This window comes from Jeotgalibacillus campisalis, from assembly GCF_000829515.1.
Classification (GTDB): domain Bacteria; phylum Bacillota; class Bacilli; order Bacillales; family Jeotgalibacillaceae; genus Jeotgalibacillus; species Jeotgalibacillus campisalis.
Genome location: NZ_JXRR01000010.1, coordinates 93,206 through 110,458, shown reverse-complemented (window position 1 = coordinate 110,458; position 17,253 = coordinate 93,206). Strand labels below are relative to the sequence as shown.

At 41.8% G+C, this 17,253-nt stretch carries 14 protein-coding genes and 2 pseudogenes; 5 read left to right on the top strand and 11 right to left on the bottom strand.

Translation table 11 applies throughout. From position 1 onward, the window contains the following. Window positions 1–49: 49 nt before the first annotated feature. Both KR50_RS05675 and KR50_RS05670 read right to left on the bottom strand, forming a co-directional pair. Window positions 50–1,090 carry a lactonase family protein gene (locus KR50_RS05675; RefSeq protein WP_041056002.1) on the bottom strand — a complete coding sequence of 347 codons (1,041 nt, stop codon included), beginning with the start codon at window positions 1,088–1,090 and terminating at the stop codon, window positions 50–52. A 71-nt stretch (window positions 1,091–1,161) separates the two neighbouring features. Beyond that, window positions 1,162–2,088: an AEC family transporter gene (locus KR50_RS05670; protein WP_041056000.1), complete on the bottom strand. Its 927-nt coding sequence runs from the start codon at window positions 2,086–2,088 to the stop codon at window positions 1,162–1,164. Window positions 2,089–2,317: 229 nt separating this feature from the next. Between KR50_RS05670 and KR50_RS05665 the strand changes: the two genes are divergently transcribed. Next, window positions 2,318–2,797, top strand: a complete 480-nt coding sequence (locus KR50_RS05665) for a hypothetical protein (protein WP_041056072.1) — start codon at window positions 2,318–2,320, stop codon at window positions 2,795–2,797. 818 nt (window positions 2,798–3,615) lie between these two features. Further along, window positions 3,616–4,155, top strand: a complete 540-nt coding sequence (locus KR50_RS05660) for a M15 family metallopeptidase (RefSeq protein WP_041055997.1) — start codon at window positions 3,616–3,618, stop codon at window positions 4,153–4,155. A 102-nt stretch (window positions 4,156–4,257) separates the two neighbouring features. On the opposite strand, the gene KR50_RS05655 is transcribed toward KR50_RS05660, so the two are convergent. From KR50_RS05655 to KR50_RS05635, 5 genes and pseudogenes are all read right to left on the bottom strand, one after another. Then, on the bottom strand, window positions 4,258–4,920 hold the full coding sequence (locus KR50_RS05655; RefSeq protein ID WP_041055995.1) for a Dph6-related ATP pyrophosphatase: 663 nt from the start codon (window positions 4,918–4,920) through the stop codon (window positions 4,258–4,260). A 20-nt stretch (window positions 4,921–4,940) separates the two neighbouring features. Then, a complete protein-coding gene (locus KR50_RS05650) occupies window positions 4,941–5,573 on the bottom strand; it encodes an HAD family hydrolase (protein ID WP_041055993.1) in 633 nt (210 codons plus the stop codon). 283 nt (window positions 5,574–5,856) lie between these two features. After that, window positions 5,857–6,594: pseudogene (locus tag KR50_RS05645) on the bottom strand (FGGY-family carbohydrate kinase); the annotation flags it as partial. Beyond that, window positions 6,561–6,809, bottom strand: a pseudogene (locus tag KR50_RS05640) (xylose isomerase); the annotation flags it as partial. The pseudogenes KR50_RS05640 and KR50_RS05645, both read right to left, overlap by 34 nt. A 55-nt stretch (window positions 6,810–6,864) precedes the next feature. Continuing rightward, a complete protein-coding gene (locus KR50_RS05635; RefSeq protein WP_052476817.1) occupies window positions 6,865–9,018 on the bottom strand; it encodes a glycoside hydrolase family 52 protein in 2,154 nt (717 codons plus the stop codon). 169 nt (window positions 9,019–9,187) lie between these two features. Here KR50_RS05635 and KR50_RS05630 point away from each other — a divergent pair, with 169 nt between their 5' ends. Next, complete coding sequence (locus KR50_RS05630; protein WP_041055990.1) at window positions 9,188–10,360, top strand: ROK family protein; 1,173 nt, start codon at window positions 9,188–9,190, stop codon at window positions 10,358–10,360. Window positions 10,361–10,618: 258 nt separating this feature from the next. After that, window positions 10,619–11,602: an LLM class flavin-dependent oxidoreductase gene (locus KR50_RS05625; RefSeq protein WP_041055987.1), complete on the top strand. Its 984-nt coding sequence runs from the start codon at window positions 10,619–10,621 to the stop codon at window positions 11,600–11,602. Between the two features lie 103 nt (window positions 11,603–11,705). Here KR50_RS05625 and KR50_RS05620 read toward each other — a convergent pair whose 3' ends face one another. Further along, entirely contained in the window at window positions 11,706–13,226 is a 1,521-nt protein-coding gene (locus tag KR50_RS05620) for a UDP-N-acetylmuramoyl-L-alanyl-D-glutamate--2,6-diaminopimelate ligase (protein ID WP_041055985.1), read from the bottom strand. 366 nt (window positions 13,227–13,592) lie between these two features. Here KR50_RS05620 and KR50_RS05615 point away from each other — a divergent pair, with 366 nt between their 5' ends. Beyond that, entirely contained in the window at window positions 13,593–14,087 is a 495-nt protein-coding gene (locus KR50_RS05615) for a GNAT family N-acetyltransferase (protein ID WP_041055983.1), read from the top strand. An 88-nt stretch (window positions 14,088–14,175) separates the two neighbouring features. Here KR50_RS05615 and KR50_RS05610 read toward each other — a convergent pair whose 3' ends face one another. The 3 genes from KR50_RS05610 to KR50_RS05600 form a co-directional block, all read right to left on the bottom strand. Next, window positions 14,176–14,634 carry a GNAT family N-acetyltransferase gene (locus KR50_RS05610; RefSeq protein WP_041055981.1) on the bottom strand — a complete coding sequence of 153 codons (459 nt, stop codon included), beginning with the start codon at window positions 14,632–14,634 and terminating at the stop codon, window positions 14,176–14,178. Window positions 14,635–14,765: 131 nt separating this feature from the next. Further along, on the bottom strand, window positions 14,766–16,610 hold the full coding sequence (gene asnB, locus KR50_RS05605; RefSeq protein WP_041055978.1) for an asparagine synthase (glutamine-hydrolyzing): 1,845 nt from the start codon (window positions 16,608–16,610) through the stop codon (window positions 14,766–14,768). 208 nt (window positions 16,611–16,818) lie between these two features. Next, window positions 16,819–17,205 carry a DUF302 domain-containing protein gene (locus tag KR50_RS05600; RefSeq protein WP_041055976.1) on the bottom strand — a complete coding sequence of 129 codons (387 nt, stop codon included), beginning with the start codon at window positions 17,203–17,205 and terminating at the stop codon, window positions 16,819–16,821. Between the last annotated feature and the right edge of the window lie 48 nt (window positions 17,206–17,253).

Here is a 17,253-nt window from a genome sequence, read left to right as displayed (position 1 = left end):
TCCCGACCTCTTTTCTCTATTCTTTTAGAAAATAGGTTCGGTTGCTATCCTACTTTAAAAACTTCACACAAACAGGTGTAGATACATTCAGTGTGGAGCCTGCAGGAGACAGTTTTCCGCTTTCTGCATCTCTTTTATACAAGACTGCATTACTGCTCTCTTCATTTGTGGTCACGATGAATTTCTCCGTAGGGTCCATCACAAAATCTCTCGGCCAATTTCCACCGGTTTCAGCGTATTCCACCAATTTAATTTGATAGGTTTCAGGATCAATGGCAAATACGGCAATGGAATCATGTCCTCTGTTTCCTGCATAGACGAACTTGCCATCTGAAGAAACATGAATGGCGCTGCCCTGGCTATTTTCTGTAAAGTCGGCAGGAATAGCTTTAATCGTCTGAATCAACTCAAAAGATCCGTTGTCCTGATCGTAATCAAGCACTAACACTTCATTGCTTAACTCAGTCATTACATAAGCTATTTTGCCGGCAGGATGAAAAGCAAGATGCCTTGGACCGGCACCTGGAGACGCAGCAAAGCGCTGAACATCTTTTAAATCTCCGCTTGAGTACTCATAAGTTACGACTTCATCAGTTCCCAGATCAACACCAATTAAATACTTTCCGTCTTTTGTGAAACCGCTGTAATGCATATGTGGCGCGTCCTGTCTTTCATGCGGTCCTCCGCCCTGCTGTTCTGCCACAGATAGTTGTTCTGAAAGCTCGCCGGTTTGCGGGTTCACCTTATAAAGGACAGCTGTTCCATCATGATAGTTTGCAGCAGCTGCAAACTGATTGGAAGGATCGGTTTCCACGTAGCACGGGGTCCCTTCTCTTGGATCTACTTTATTAATGAGCGTCAGGCCGCCGCTTGCCGCATCAATCTCGTAAGAAGCCAGACCTCCGGGAGCTACAGCATACAGGTATTTTTGGTCTTCACTGATTGAAACATAGGTTGGACTATCAAGTTCAGCTGCCACTTCAAGAGAAGTAAGCTCTCCTTTTTCCGTATCAAGCCCAAAAGAATAAATCCCCTTACTCTCTCCTTTTGTATATGTACCAAAATAACCTCTAAAAAATGTATTATTCATTTTATTCCACACCTTCCCGTTATTTGTCTATTTCACTTTACCACTTGTGGGTAAATTAAAACCCTATAAGGCTACAACATTAAAAAGGATATAAGAGGAATGGTAGCCAGACTCAGCAGAGTAGAACCAAAAATAGCTACAACGGCTGTATCTTCTTCTGAGGTATATCTCGAAAACAGTACTGCTACTACCATTGCAGTAGGCATTGCTGCTTGCAGAACAATTAAGTTTGCAATCCAACCATCAAATGAAATCAGGGAAAAGATCACCATCACAACAAGCGGAAGGATCAACAGCCGGAAGCTTAAAGGAAACCAAAGCTCAGGAAAAAACACTTTTTCTTTCTTTTTAAGTAAAGGAGGCAGCAGCATTCCTACATACAGCATGGCCATAGGAGCAGCCAGACCGGCAAGCATATTCGTTAATTGAATTATCATTTGAGGCGGTTCAAACCCTGTAACTGCAGCTAAAATCCCAAAAATTATAGCTAAAACCGGAATATTAATAACCGCTTTTAATTGACGGATATGAAACCGGCCTTCTGCCTGCAGCAAATAAATGACTACGGTATATACCGTCACACTGAGGCCGGCATCAAAAATAGCAGCCAAGAATCCGCCAGGGGCCCCAAATATAGTAGCAGCGAGCGGAATACCTATGAAGCCGGTATTTCCTAAAGCCCCGAGAATGGTCATCTTTAAAGCAAAGATCGACTTAAATCTGAACAACTTGGCAAATATAAAAACAAGCCCCAGCGCCCCCATATGATAAACGAGTGAAATACCAAAAACCATTGCTGCCAGAGACAGCGTTTCCCCCGTCATTTCCACGCTGAAGATGCCATTTAAAATGACTGCCGGAACAGCTACATTTAATATAAGCAAAATTAATACGTATTTTACTTCCTTTGTCACGTTTACTTTCAGTGCAAATAGAGAACCAATCGCAATCATGATCCCCATTACACAAATAGTAGTGATAACAACTTGTATATCCATAACAACAGGATTCCTCTCATGCAATAATTTTTTCAATCGTACTTTAAAAAAATAGGGTTGTCCAGCTGCAGGATGAATCTCTCAAATAATCCATTGATAAATTTTTCAATATATGTTTTTACTTCCTGCGAGTGGGAATACACTTGTGTGGGGACATTCAAAATTTGTATATACACTTGAATCGATAAATGTTAAGAAAAAAATAAATCTAAGTAAAGATGGTGATGGCATGTTTCAATTAGCTGATATGTGGACGTTTCTATGGTCGTTTTTAATCGTTTTCCCAGCAGTATCACTGGTCCACCAACTGGGTCATTCTTTTTTTGCAATTATTTTCGGAGGCAGCGCAAGCTTTTCATTAGGAAGAGGACGAAAGCTTTTTAGCATAGGCCCTGTAGATGTCCATTCCATCTACTTTTTGGATTCCTTTTGCGAATATACACCTTTAAAGTGGAATAATCGATTTACTCATACAATGGTCCATTTAGGCGGAGTCATTTTTAATATTGGTTCCATCCTGCTGATCAATTTTCTAATCATATCAAATGTAATCGGGGCAGATGTTTTCTTTTATCAATATGCTTACTTTTCCGTTTATTTTGCTGCCTTTTCACTGCTCCCTGTAAGCTTCGGTGAAAAAAAATACAGCGACGGGCTTGCAGTTGTCCGGATCTTAAAATATGGAGAACGGGTTCAATTATTAAATTAAAACAGCAGCTGGAATAAATCTCAGTAATTATATAAGACTGTCTTCACGAATATATTCTCGCGAAGACAGTCTTTTTATAGATTCATTCATTAACAGAGGAAAACGCAAGCCTCTGGACCGAAAGGAACCGGGCCCATTTAAAAGCTGGAATAGCGGCTATCCTTGCAATATGTCTTTTTCCTTTTTATAAGACTGTACACTAGGATAGGTTCATTGGAGTGAAAGGCGTCGACTCCAGCGGGATGCAGCGGGAAGGGTGAGACCATGATAATGCGGCAGCATTGAAGGGGCTCACCTCCCGCCCCGTGGAAAGCGTACGCCTGAAACGGAAATGAACCGGTCCCCTTTAAAAGCTGAAATAGTCGCTATCCTTGCGATATGTCTTTTTCCTCTTTATAAGTCTTTACACTAGGATAGGTTCATTGCAGTGGAAGGCGTCGACTCCAGCGGGATGCAGCGGGAAGGGTGAGACCGTGAAAATGCGGCAGCATTGAAGGGGCTCACCTCCCGCCCCGCGGAAAGCGTACGCCTGGAACGGAAATGAACCGGTCCCCTTTAAAAGCTGAAATAGTCGCTATCCTTGCGATATGTCTTTTTCCTCTTTATAAGTCTTTACACTAGGATAGGTTCATTGCAGTGGAAGGCGTCGACTCCAGCGGGATGCAGCGGGAAGGGTGAGACCGTGAAAATGCGGCAGCATTGAAGGGGCTCACCTCCCGCCCCGCGGAAAGCGTACGCCTGGAACGGAAATGAACCGGTCCCACTATTGAAGAAGAATGCATCATGCTACAATAATAGTAGATCCATGGATTAAGGAGATGCGAATGAAAAAAGGGCTGAATCTATTAATCTTGGCGACTGTGCTTGGCGCAATTATCTGGTGGGTGGCAGAAGAACATCAACGCCGCGAAGAGTTAGCCAATGTACCAATGCCCACAGAATTGCACCCTGTCGTTGAAGAAAAGAAAAACGAATTAATTGAACAATCCGCAGAACAGGGAATCGAAATCGTGATCACCGATGGCTTCCGTTCCGCTGAAGAACAGGATAAAATATATGAACAAGGCAGATCCGAAGAGGGAAATATCGTTACCAATGCAAGAGGCGGCGAATCCTACCATAATTTCGGTCTGGCCATAGATTTTGCCATCAGGACAAATGAAGATACAGTCGTATGGGATATGGAGTATGACGGAAATAATAATGAACGCTCTGATTGGATGGAAGTAGTCGAAATTGCTAAAGAACTGGGGTTTTCCTGGGGAGGCGACTGGCACGGCTTCAAAGACTATCCGCATTTTGAAATGAGGTTTGGACTCTCTATCAGGGAACTGCAGCGCGGAGAACGACCTGACTAAAATCAGGTCGTTTTCTTTAAACTCCATGCTCTGCCGGGTTTCTCCTTTACTGAAAAAAAACTGAAAACCCCGACTGAATGCAGCCTAAAATGTGAGCGTCATTCAACGGTTTAACAAAGATACATCTGAAAAAGAGTATCCTGCTTCTACATGAATACCGTTAAAACGCAAATGTATAGGGCTTGAAAAAATCGGTCCATTCACTGCTACTGTATGAAACTCCCCTTCTTCTCCACAGGCGTCAACCCCATAGCTCTCAAGCTCAAGAATCACTTCTTTCGTTATCTTTTTTCCAAGAAATGAATCAGGAAGCTTATCATTTTTCACCACTATGATGACACATTCAAATCCTGCCTCCAAAAGCTCTTTTAATACCGCTCTCCGGTCCATTTTCCATAAAGGATGACAGGAATGGATCCCTGCTTTGCTGCAGGTATTTTCAACCCATTTTAAATGATCCTCGAGGTCGATATCACCAAAAACGCCATATGTAATCCCCTCTTCTTTCATTTCTGCTGCGGCTTCAAGAAATTGATTTTCATACGTTTCCCAGGATGCCCCTTTTATTAACAGAGGTACACCAATAGAATCTGCTTGAGCCTTCAGCACATCAAGTGGAAGTCCATGCGACCTTGAACGTTCTGCATTCTCTTCAAACATGGTGAACAGCTTTTCCGGTCTATAGCCTTCCTTGCATGCTTTAAAAAAGGCCAAAGCGGAATCTTTTCCCCCGCTCCAGGAACTGAAAAATGGTTTTGAATTCATTTTGCTGCCTTCCTTTCTATTTAGTTCTCAAACATTGGCACAAGCTTATGAATCGCGTCAATTCGCTCGTCTGCGGCACGCCATTCTTCTTCATGGCCAAACCCGTATGTACAAATATAGATAGGAATCTGATGAGCGCGGGCGGCCTCTATATCTGAAGAACGATCCCCAATTAAATACACATCTTTTTTGGGAAACGTTTTAAAATGCTCGGTTAAAATATCCGCTTTTTTCTCCCCTGCAATGGAACCTAAGCAAATCGGACTGGTAAAGTATTGCCGGATTTCCTGTGTGTCGAGCACCATATCAAGATAACGCGTTCCGCAATTTGAAGCGGTTGACAGTGTATGGCCCGCTTTTTTTAGGGCTGCAAGCGTCTCACGCACACCTGAAAATAAAATGTCATTTCCTTTAACAAGCTGTTCTAAAAATATACGTCTTCTTTCCCGGATCATGATGATCTCCTGCGCATTAGCCTGAGGGATCACTTTCGACCAAAATTCTCCTCCGGTTAAGCCGAATGCAGACTGAATAAGTTCTCTTGAGGGTTCCTCTATATGACGCATGTCTTCAAGTGATAAATGGATTGCTCTTGTTAAGTAATCCGTTGAATCTACGAGTGTGCCATCCAAATCAAAAAGTAATAAAGCCATTCATATTCCTCCTTCTTCATTGAAGATTCTGTAACTTTCACTCTCTCATTATGACATAAGTTAATGAGTTTCCAACTATTTAAAAGTACGGCTCATTTCTGATGCAGGAGCTTGGTGCCACTATTCCGGTTTCTCCTGCCTGCAGCCTGCTTTGCTGGATAAGACCTGGATAATTCTTTACAACGCAAAGAACGTCATCATGAATACGTCTGCACATGATGACGTTCTTTGTGTTATTGGTTGCGATTCCAGTCTCAAAAGACCTATATATATTGGCTGTGACTTAACGTAAATTAATTAATGCCCTGTTTATGTCCTTCGTCTGTTCATAAACCCTTTGATAAATAGCAAAAACTTCTTTATAAATTTCTACACGCTCTTTCACCGGTTGGTAAACGGTTGATTCTTTCAAAAATTCTTCTGCACAATCTTCAAGTGAATCAAACCAGCCGCATCCAAAAGCTGCAAGCATCGCAGCTCCCATTCCGGGCCCTTGTTCAGAGGACAGTCTGATCACTTCTGCATCAAATATATCAGCCTGCATCTGAAGCCATACCGGACTTTTAGCAGCGCCTCCTATCGATACAACTCGATCGATTTGCTTGCCTTCACCACGGAAAATTTCAATTGATTCATTCAGTGAAAATGTAATGCCTTCCAATACAGAGCGGGTAAAATCTTTCAGAAGATGAGAGGTGCTCATGCCAATAAAACTTGCTCTAATGTCAGCATCTGCATGCGGCGTTCGTTCTCCTGCAAGATAAGGGGTGAATAACAGTCCATTTGCCCCTGGAGGAACGGCGCTTGCTTCCTCTAGCAATTCATCAAAACTCTGGTCCACTGCAAAAATTTCACGAAACCATGACAGGCTGTGACCGGCAGAAAGTGTTACGCCCATTGTATAGAAGCTGTTTTCTTTGCCATGATTAAAATAATGGACTTTCCCATCAAACGATTTCTGTGAAGAAGCTTCATAGGAAAGAACTACGCCGGAAGTTCCAATACTGCTAAGTCCATTCCCGAATAGCGGTCCCATTGGCGGCTCATCGTTCCAGCTCCAAATGGATCACTTCCATCCATTGTGAATGTATGCCAATAAGCTACACCAAATCGAAGGTATTCCTCCATTGTTTTCCCTTGAAACGTTTCTTCCGGATTATAAAATTTAAAAGCAAATGGATTCGTTGATTGGGCACCTTCAAAGTCGATTTGTTTTACGTTTGAAAAATAAGCCATTTTCTATTCCTCCTATTATTTTAAATTACTAACCGTCATGTAACTGCTTACATTTTTATGTTGTTTGAGACTTTTCTGTTTGTTTTTCGCCGCGGTTCTGATTGGATGTTTCATCCAGCCACAAAATGCTTGTCACTCCCCGAGGATAATATTTGCTTCCGATAATTTCACCGGAGATAATTTGATCGCTCCAGCTCCATACGGATAACTCAGGGTGGGTAAGCCAGCTGACATGAGCTACATCTGCCTTTTCGCCGCCTTCATCGTGATGCTGCAATATCTCTCTTGCGATGAATTGGCACAGATACACCTTGCTGAGCCAGGAATTATTGCTGGTGGATGAAATTTTCCACCCTCCATCGTCAAATTTACAAACGCCTTCTTTTAAAACGGTCTGCAAATGCTTTTTCAAAGCCGCAATATATTCTTTGAATCGTCCATTAGGATCGACCGCTTCCTGCAAATTCATGTAGTAAGGAAAAATTAACCCTTCAATAGCCGGGATAATTTGAGAGTCATTATTTTCACCCATCACAGCTGGAATATAACCTTCTTCTGTCATATGGGACGCGATGGTAGCAGCTGTTTTTACCGCCTGGCTGCCAGCTTCCTGCGCATGTTTCTCCTCGCCTTTTCTTTTAAATAGATGCTCAAGCGCTACATAAGCTGCCCAGATCTTCCCTCCAAGATAAAGGTTGTTACGAGCCTGGCCGAGCGATACATCAAGACTGTCATACGTCGTGATTTCAGCCCCTCCCATTACACGGCTTGAATCCAGACCCATCAGTCCATTTCGTTTTTCCGGATCCGGATGATCGCGGTTGGTCATGCTCTCAAAGCATCGTTTGAAAATGGACAGATTTTCTTCCAGCCATTTTTCATCTGCTGTATTTTCTGCATACACAGCTGCTGTCAGCACCCAGTTTACCAGCTGCTCATGCGTCATGTGAGAGAAGCAGCCATCGATGCCATATACCTCATAGGACGAATGATGTGGTCTGCTGATGGTATTGGCTACCCCCATATCATGCGTAAAGCTAATCCCGCCTTTGTACAGCTTTTCGTCATTTGGAAAACGAACGTCATCCTCATAGCTGAAACGCTTTACGAACATATCGAGTTCATTTTTAACGGTCCACGGGTTCTTTTTCATTTCGAAAAACAACTGATCCACTGTGAGATCAAAGGTGTTCATCATGCGGTATTCACCTTCATTCACTACCCAGAAAGGCTTTCCATCAGTAAACAGGAGCTGCGTATTGCCATAATAGCTTCGTATCGCATGCAACAGCATAAATTTTTGGTCATTCGATAAGGAAGAGCTGCTTATCTGGTCATTGCTGCTGACAGCTCTTTGTTTAATAAGATCAAAATTGTCTAAAGCATAAGCAGCCACCTCTTCTACAGAGGAAAAATACTTTGTATAATAATAGGAGGTATCCAAGCCTGCAGTAGCAATTCCTCCTCTGTAAAAGCAAATTGCAAATTGATAGGTAGCTATTTCCCCGGCAGGAACATCCATAATGAGTGTCCCCATTGGACCAAGACCAAATGTCCAATTCTCTTCATACGGTGTAGTCAGAATATTTTCCATACTGAAATGCATCGCAGATTTCGCTTTTCCCTGCTTAGATGCAATAGCCGTAAGCCGTCCTTCTGCTATTCCAGTAATGGGCTGATGAAGATCATCAAGCCGTCTCATAGAGCTGTAAGGATCACTTCCTTCATAGCCGAAAAACGCTCTTCTTGTCTTCTTTCCTTTTGTATTATCCACCGTTAATTCAGCCAGCACAGCCGGTACCAAGGTGCGTTTTAATTCCTCTACCGCTGCTTGTTCCGGATCTTCTACAGGATGAACCTGAGAATAAATGGTGAATGACAAGTCGCCAGCACTCCATGTATCCGTTCCCAGTTGAAAATCTCTTTCTACTTCATCTTTCGAAAAGGGATGAATGATGTCCGGCTTATCAGGATCCGGATCAGGATTTTCAATATCGTAGCGCTTACTTTCATCTTCATTCGTGCCGAAAAAAGGAAGAGCCTGATAGATGCCTTCCTGCTCAGAAGATTCCAGTCCTATGTACACATTTTTCCTTGGAGAACGGCCAAGTTCTAGATCCAGTCCCCCGCCATTACCCGGAAATCCGAGAGTAAAGCTTGAAAAAGCGCCAATTGGTGAATGATGAGCATTAAAAAACATATTTTTCATTGTTTTCTCCTTTCAACCCTTTAGTCCGCCTATGTCGATTTACATTATGAATAGAATGGATCTTTACCTTTTAAGATTATCAGACAATTTAAAGTTTGTCTATCGGACAAACTAAGTATATGATACTATATTTTTACGATACGTTTCACAAAGGAGACCGGATATATATATGACGAATCATACATGGAATCAGCACGTAGTAAAAAAGGGAAATAAATCATTGGTTCTTCAACACATTAAGAAGAATACACCGATCTCCCGTGCAGATATCGCGAAAACCACAGGCTTAAATAAAAGCACCGTTTCTTCTCTCGTAAGTGAGTTGCTTGAAGAAAATTTACTTTACGAATCTGGTCCTGGAGAATCAAGCGGCGGCAGACGTCCTGTCATGCTCTACTTTAATGGGCAGGCCGGCTTTTCCATTGGCGTCGATCTAGGAGTTAACTATCTTCTGGGCATCTTAACTGACTTAAACGGAAAGATTATATATGAAGAAAAGAGCTATTTTTCTCAGCTCTCATATAAAGAAATTGAAACAAGGCTGTTTGAACTGATTAACAGCCTTATACAAAGCACCCCTTCCTGTACATATGGGGTTATTGGAATAGGGATTGGCGCTCCGGGTGCCGTTAATAAAGACGGAGAAATTCTTCATGCGCCTAATTTAAAATGGGAAAATATTAAGTTGAAAGAAATTGTAGAAAATCAATTCTCTCTTCCGGTAACCATAGAAAACGAAGCAAACGCAGGAGCCTATGGCGAAAAGAGATTTGGATCAGGGAAAGAATCAGAAAATCTTGTGTATGTCAGTGCAGGCACCGGCATTGGAGTTGGGATTATTTTAAACGGAATTCTGTATAAGGGGAACAATGGATTTTCAGGAGAGATGGGTCATATGACCATTGATATTAATGGGCCGGACTGTACATGCGGGAATCATGGCTGCTGGGAACTGTACGCTTCAGAAAAAGCTTTACTGACTAAAGCGGGCAATCTTGAAAACGGCAGAGAATTGGATCTTGAAGAATTGATTTCACTTGCAGGCAGGCACCCGGAAGCGGCCGATCTTTTTAAAGAGATTGGTATGTATCTTGGCGTTGGAATTAACTCGATTATTCATACCTTCAACCCGGATCATGTCATCATTGGAAACCGTCTGGGATCAGCAAAAGAATTTCTGGAAGCTCCTATCTTACATTACATCAAGGATCATTCAAACTGGTTTCATCAAAAAGACCTTGAAATCAGTTTTTCTAAAAATTCTACTTATGCGGCCGCTCTTGGTGTAACGGCATCTGTTGTGGAAAATTTCCTTCAGATTAATTTGGTTGCCTCGTCTTAACCGTTTGACCTTCCATTAAGTTAGTCAAATCAATCTGTTCAGTTTTTGCCTTTCCATTAGCCAATACAGTCGAACCATCAGGCAGTTCTTTCTTTAAATCCCGTCGAGTCCAATCAGAGAAGCCGAACGGAATGCATGCGTTTTTTACTATATCGTGGCATACTACAATTATAAATTGAGCATGTTGAACTTAACACAAACGTCTCAAAGCAAATTGACACACTTATCCACTGTGCCTAAAAGTAAGGAGTTTTGGCGATGAAACTTGGAATACTTGATCAGGTGCCGCTGCCTAAAGGGCAAACGGTCCAACAAACGATTGAGCAGACCATTGAGCTTGCGATAGAAGCTGAAAAAATGGGCTATTCCCGCTATTGGTTTGCAGAACATCATAATACGAACGGGCTTTTGAGCGCGTCGCCCGAGATTTGGATGACGCGGATTGCATCCCAGACTCAAAGAATAAAGGTGGGATCCGGCGGGATTCTCCTTCCTCAATACAGCCCTCTGAAAGTGGCAGAAACGTTTAAATCTTTAGAAGCATTTTTCCCCGGACGAATTGATCTTGGAATTGGACGCTCTCCTGGTGGAACAGAACGAACGAGAAGCGCGCTGACAGATGGATCGGAAAATAACCTTGACCAATTCCCCAGGCAGGTGGATGATTTGATCGGCTTTTTGTATAATCAACTTCCAAAGCAGCATCCTTATCGAATGGTTAAGGTAACCCCTCGCCCGGGTGCTGTCCCTCCTGTTTGGATACTTGGGTTATCTCCTTCAAGTGCCAAGCTAGCCGCAGAAAAAGGTATGGGTCTGACATTTGGTCATTTTATTAATCCCGATAACTGGGAAGCTGCTTTTAAGGCTTATCGACAACATCTTAAAATGGGCAGCGAATCAGCAGTGAATGCATGTGTGTTTGTGGTATGTGCACCTACGAAAGAAGAAGCGGAAAGAATTGCGCTCAGCCAGGATATGTGGCTTTTGGGGTTAGAAAAAGGAGATACACAAATACCTGCGCTTGAGGACATCGAGGGCAAAAGTGTATCCTCTGAGGAACAACGAAAAATCAATTATAACCGGAGAAGAGCTATTGTCGGCACACCAGCTGATGTAAAAGCAGAATTAGAAGCACTTAGTGAAAAATATGGAGTAGATGAATTTTTACTTATTACGAATACGCATAATCATGGGGACAGGCTTCAATCCTATCGTCTGATTGCAGAGGTGATGGGGCTTTAAATTAGATTTTCAAAAAACTTCTCAAACGAAAGAATGCCTTAATGAAAAATTTATATTCATTAAGGCATTCTTCTTTATATACTGATGCAATTGTTTAAAACTTTTACAGGGTGCCGACTATATCTTCACCAATGAGGGTGAATTCACTAAAATAATCATGAATAATATCCTCGTCTGAATGAGGAATTTCTTCTCCTTTAACAAGCTGAGCCCCATTGATGCACCCGCTTGTTAAAATGATTATATCTTCATCGCCTGACAGCTCTAAAGATGTTTTGACGCCTTCTTCCCTCGTTAGTGAGGTATAAATATTGGGTGATTCCTGATCGGAAAATCCTGACATAACCTGGTTTACAATTTTTTTCGGATCAAAAAAACCTGGATGATCAACTGTTACAACAATTTTATCTGCCTTGCCTTCAATCGTTTGAGCCATTAGCGGCATTTTATTAAAATCCCGTATGCCAATCCCGGCGATCATAACAATCAGTTTTCGGTAATCGAGTTTTTTTGCCTCTTCGACTAACTTTTCCAATGCAACAGGCGTATGAGCGTAGTCGAGTATAATTTTTCTTTCACCATATTGATCAATAACCTGAAAGCGACCTGCAGGGTTTTCGATTTTTTCTAATACCGGCAGCATCTTTTCAATAGTAAAGCCATTAAATAGTCCGACACCAATTGCCGTTAATAAATTGGCTACATTATAATCTCCAAATACGGTTGAGTGAACGATATATGAACGGTTTTGATAAATCAGCTCAAACCTTGTCCCCTCTTCTGTCACATGGATCTTGTCCGCAATTAAATCAGCTCCTGATGAACGGTCCAAGCTGTACGTCATTAATTCTCCATTTGAAGCGTCAATCAAATCTTTTCCCATGCCAGCATCATCATAATTGATAATAGAGCGGCTCGCCTGCTTAAACAGTTTCATTTTCGCTTCTTTATAATGCTGAAATGTTTTATGATACTCAAGATGCTCCGGTGACAAATTAGTATGAATGGCGATATCAAAATGAATGCCTTCCACTCTTTTTTGGTCTATTGCAATCGAGGAAACCTCCATAACAGCAGCTTGATCCTGCTCTTCACTTAAAAGCTGAAAGATATGGTGTAAATCCGGTGCTTCAGGTGTAGTTGGGGTGCTCTTTTTAAAGGTAATTTGCCCCTTGGATGAGCAAATGCCATTTGTACCAATTGATCCTGTAGGCACGGCAAGCTGAGTTAATAAGGAACGAACAAAGGTTGCTACGGTTGTTTTACCGTTTGTTCCCGTTACTCCTATGGTTTGAAGGCTTTGGTGTACCTGGTTGTAGAAGTAGATAGAAAAATGTGCCATCGCATATCGAACATCCTGAACGAGCAGGAAAGTACAGGCAGGATACTCTTTATTAAGCCTTTCAAACTGATCCGCGTCAGTTCCTGCAATGAGAATCGCACCGTTTTCAATCGCTTCAACAATAAAGTCATGCCCGTCAGCATTTTCGCCTTTTATGCAGAAGAATGCAGAACCATTTATAATATTACGGGAATCGAATGCAATGGAGGTAATGGATTCCACCAATGTACCGTATTGCCTGAGAAGCCCTATTTTATTTAGTAAAAAATCTTGTGTATTCATCGGTTCTCTCCGTTCATCCGTCGATTTTCCGTGATTAGGAAAGGATAAGTTTGATTCTGTTAGAAGTTCCTTTTCCTTTACCCCATTTTCGACATTTTATGCACATCTTCAGCACATTTTAAAAAAACAGGTTAACTGGCATCATTTAGTTAAGGGAAAGCACCTGTTTAGGATAGGCATTATTCGGGAATTTATGAGTTCCTTTATCTGAGAATATAAAATCCTGATAGTTAAACTTCAAGTGCCGTGTTATGGCTGTAAATAGGAACGTTTCATTTTTAAAAATGGCTCATTTTTTATATTTTTGTTCAACGCGCAGCTTTTAGAGTAGAATAGGAATGAAAATCAGTTTAATGGGGGATTCGCATGGTCAGCATACGAGAAGCACAACAGAAGGATCTTACTGAAATGGCGGCGATTTATAATGAGGCGATAGAAAAAACTGTCGCGACATTTGATTTGCGCAGACAAACCATTGAAGAAAGACAGGCATGGTTTAATAAGTACGGGGGACGCCATCCGTTACTTGTCGCAGAACTAGATGGTAAAGTTGCAGGTTACAGCAGTTTAAGCCCTTTTAGGGACAAAGAAGCCTATTCAGATACAGTAGAGCTTTCTATTTACATCTCTTCTGACTATCAGGGTAAAGGCATTGGGAAGTTACTGATGGAAGAAATTTTGCTTCGTGCAGCTAAACTTGACCATCATGTAGTAATTGGCGGCATAACCGGCGGCAATGAGGCAAGTGTAAAGCTTCATGAAAAATTCGGCTTTGAATTTGCAGGATGTTTTAAAGAGGTGGGCTATAAGTTTGATCAATGGCAGGATGTGCACTTTTATCAATTGATTTTAAATTCTTAACCGATTTCCTGCAGCGGGACATTCTGCTGCAGGATCTGTTTGAATGAATGAAAAAGATCAAGTGAGTTTCTCAACCGATGAGTAACAATTACAGCCGATGTCCATCTTTTTTTGCTTGAATGTAACCATAATATACACATGTCCCATTTTTGCTCAGATCTTTCACTTCAAAACCGCAGCGTTTGTAAAAGTCAAAATTTGCCGATGATGTATGAGCAAACCAATCTCCATGAGGGAGCTTTGCAACACATAGTGAGACGAGTTTTTGACCTATGCCTTTTCCCTGCCAATTTTTTTGCACCACCAGATCCATAATAGTACCCATCATTATTTTGTCAGAAACAACCCTTACCATTCCTACCATTTCTTCATCATTCCATACAGTAAATGCCCAGGAAGCGTGTTCAAAAATCAATGAGAATTTCTCCATTTGCCATTTCGGAACTTCTCTTATCCAGCCAGCTTCTTCAAATAGCTTTTTCACCTGTACTGCGGGAACATCTGTCGTGCCTTCTCTAATAATCAGTCCATTATAATATTGATACATTTTCTGTCACTCCTCTCTAAAATAAACTTTACTTGTTTCTCCCTTTTTTTCCACCCCTAATTTATAAACTGCTTTTTGCACTTTTTGTATAAAAAAAAGAACCGCATCAGCAGTTCTCACATTTCATCTTTTTAAACAATCTTTACATTATATTTTTCAAACCAGCTGTTCATTTGAACTAAGTGAGCAATTAATTGCGGACCGGACATAAGCTGTCCAAACCATGGTCCTTGAAAAGAGGACCCTTGTGTGTCGACAAGCTCCTGCAGTTTTTTATGTGAGAAAAAGGTTAACAATGGAGCAGACGGGCGGTTTATGATTTCTTTTAGCCTAGCTGTTACTGCCCTGGCATACACAGGGTGATGGGTTTTAGGATACGGACTTTTTTTACGGTACAAAATTTGCAGCGGGAGTGTGCCTTCCAACGCTTTGCGCAAAATCCCCTTTTCCTGTCCATTGAGCATCTTCATACTCCAGGGGATATTCCATGCATACTCTACTAACCGATGATCTGCAAACGGGACACGCACCTCAAGACTTGCCCCCATGCTCATTCGGTCTTTTCGATCAAGCAAAGTGGTCATAAACGAAATCATATTTATATAAGACATTTCCCTCCGGCGCGTTTCTTTCTCTGATTCTCCATCAAGATAGGGAGTTTCTGCAATCATTTCCCTGTATCGTTGTTCTGCATATTCCGTAAGATGCAATTTGTTCTGCCATTCAGGTACAAGAAGTCCCTCCCTTTCTTTTTGAGACCTCATCCATGGGAACCCTCCGGCATTAAGAAGTTCTTCTTTATAAAACCAGGGATAGCCGCCAAATATCTCATCCGCACATTCCCCTGATAATCCAACTGTGAAATTGGATTTAATTTCTTCACAGAACCACAAAAGGGACGAATCTACATCCGCCATGCCAGGCAAATCGCGCATCTTCATGGCGTCGTCAAGCCGCTTTGCAAGCAGTTCGTTACTCATGACAGATGAATGGTGAGCGGAACCTAAAAAATGCTGCATTAACTGAATCGCAGGTCCATCTTCATTTGGCTGAAAGGCACTTGCTTTAAAGTAATGACTGTTTTGCTCATAGTCAATTGAATAGGTGTTGAGTGCCCCTCTGCCTTCTCTTTGCATAAAATCCGAGGCAAATGCACTTATTGCACTCGAATCTACACCCCCTGACAGAAAAGTGCACACCGGGACATCTGCGACTAATTGCCGTTCCACAGCGTCTTTCAGAAGATCATGTACATGCCTGGAAGTTTCTTCAACAGAGTGTGGATGCTCTTCACTTTTAACATTCCAATACCGCCATTTCTTTAGTCCATTTCGGTTAAACACCATAGCATGGGCAGGCCGAAGTTCGTGAATGCCTTTAAACACTCCATATCCAGGTGTTCGTGCAGGACCTAAACCAAACAGTTCCTGAAGACCTTCTTCATCTATTTCCGCTTCTACATCCGGATGTGCCAATATAGCTTTTAACTCCGACCCAAAAAGAAGGGAAGAACCGTCATGCCGGTAAAATAATGGCTTAACTCCTAAACGATCGCGAGCCAGAAATAATTCTTCCTTTGTCTGATTCCAAACAGCAAAGGCGAAAATGCCGTTAAAATGGTTTAAGCAATCTTCTTTCCATTCTATATAAGCAGTAAGCAAAACTTCTGTATCTGAATGAGATTGAAAAGCATATCCTTTTTTTATAAGCTCCGCACGCACTTCGTCTGTATTATAAAGCTCGCCATTGTAGACGAGGGTGTATTCCTCTTTTTCTTTTTTCCTTTTCATTGGCTGAGCACCGCCTGCCGGATCCACTACGACAAGACGGGTATGCCCCAAAAGTGAACGCGGCGTTTTACTAATTGCAGAGGCATCAGGTCCTCGTTTCCCCAGGGTCTTTACCATCTTTTTCATCACATCTTCTTCATTCATGAGATCCCTGTTCCAATCCACCCACCCTGTAATACCGCACATTGCTGGATCCCCCTTTCTATATCATCATCCTCCATGTGTATGTAAAAATTTCTTTACTATGCAAAAAAACGGTCAAAAGGATGATGATGACGGACACCTCAAAAAAACCTTGCTTAAGCCTCTGGTTGTGCATTATCACATAAAAATCCGGCACGCTATGCGCCGGATTTTTATGATAATCATTTCAGCAATTCTAACAAGATCTTCTTTAAGCAACAGCTTTATTCATACACATAATCAGGCGGTTCTCTATACTCGCCGCCATTTTCTTTACCTCTTCATCTTCAAGCATGCTCACTAATGCGCTTGGCTTTGGCATTCCGATTTTTGTTTTGCCCTCTTCTTCATAAACGACAATCTTACAAGGAAGAAAGTAGCCTGCAAGCAGATTTTCTTCTAATACACTTTTTGCTTCTTTTGGATTGCACACCTCAAGTACATGATAAGGCTGATTGAAATCCAATCCTTTTTCCTGAAGCTTGCCCTGAAGATCAAATTGCCACAGAACCCCAAACTGCTCTTCACTTAATTGCTGCTCCAGCGATTGAATCGCCTCAGAGATATTTTGGTTCGTTTCAACTGTATAATGAAACATATAACCTCTCCTTTCCTTTTTAACGTTACTAGTGCAATACCCTCTGTG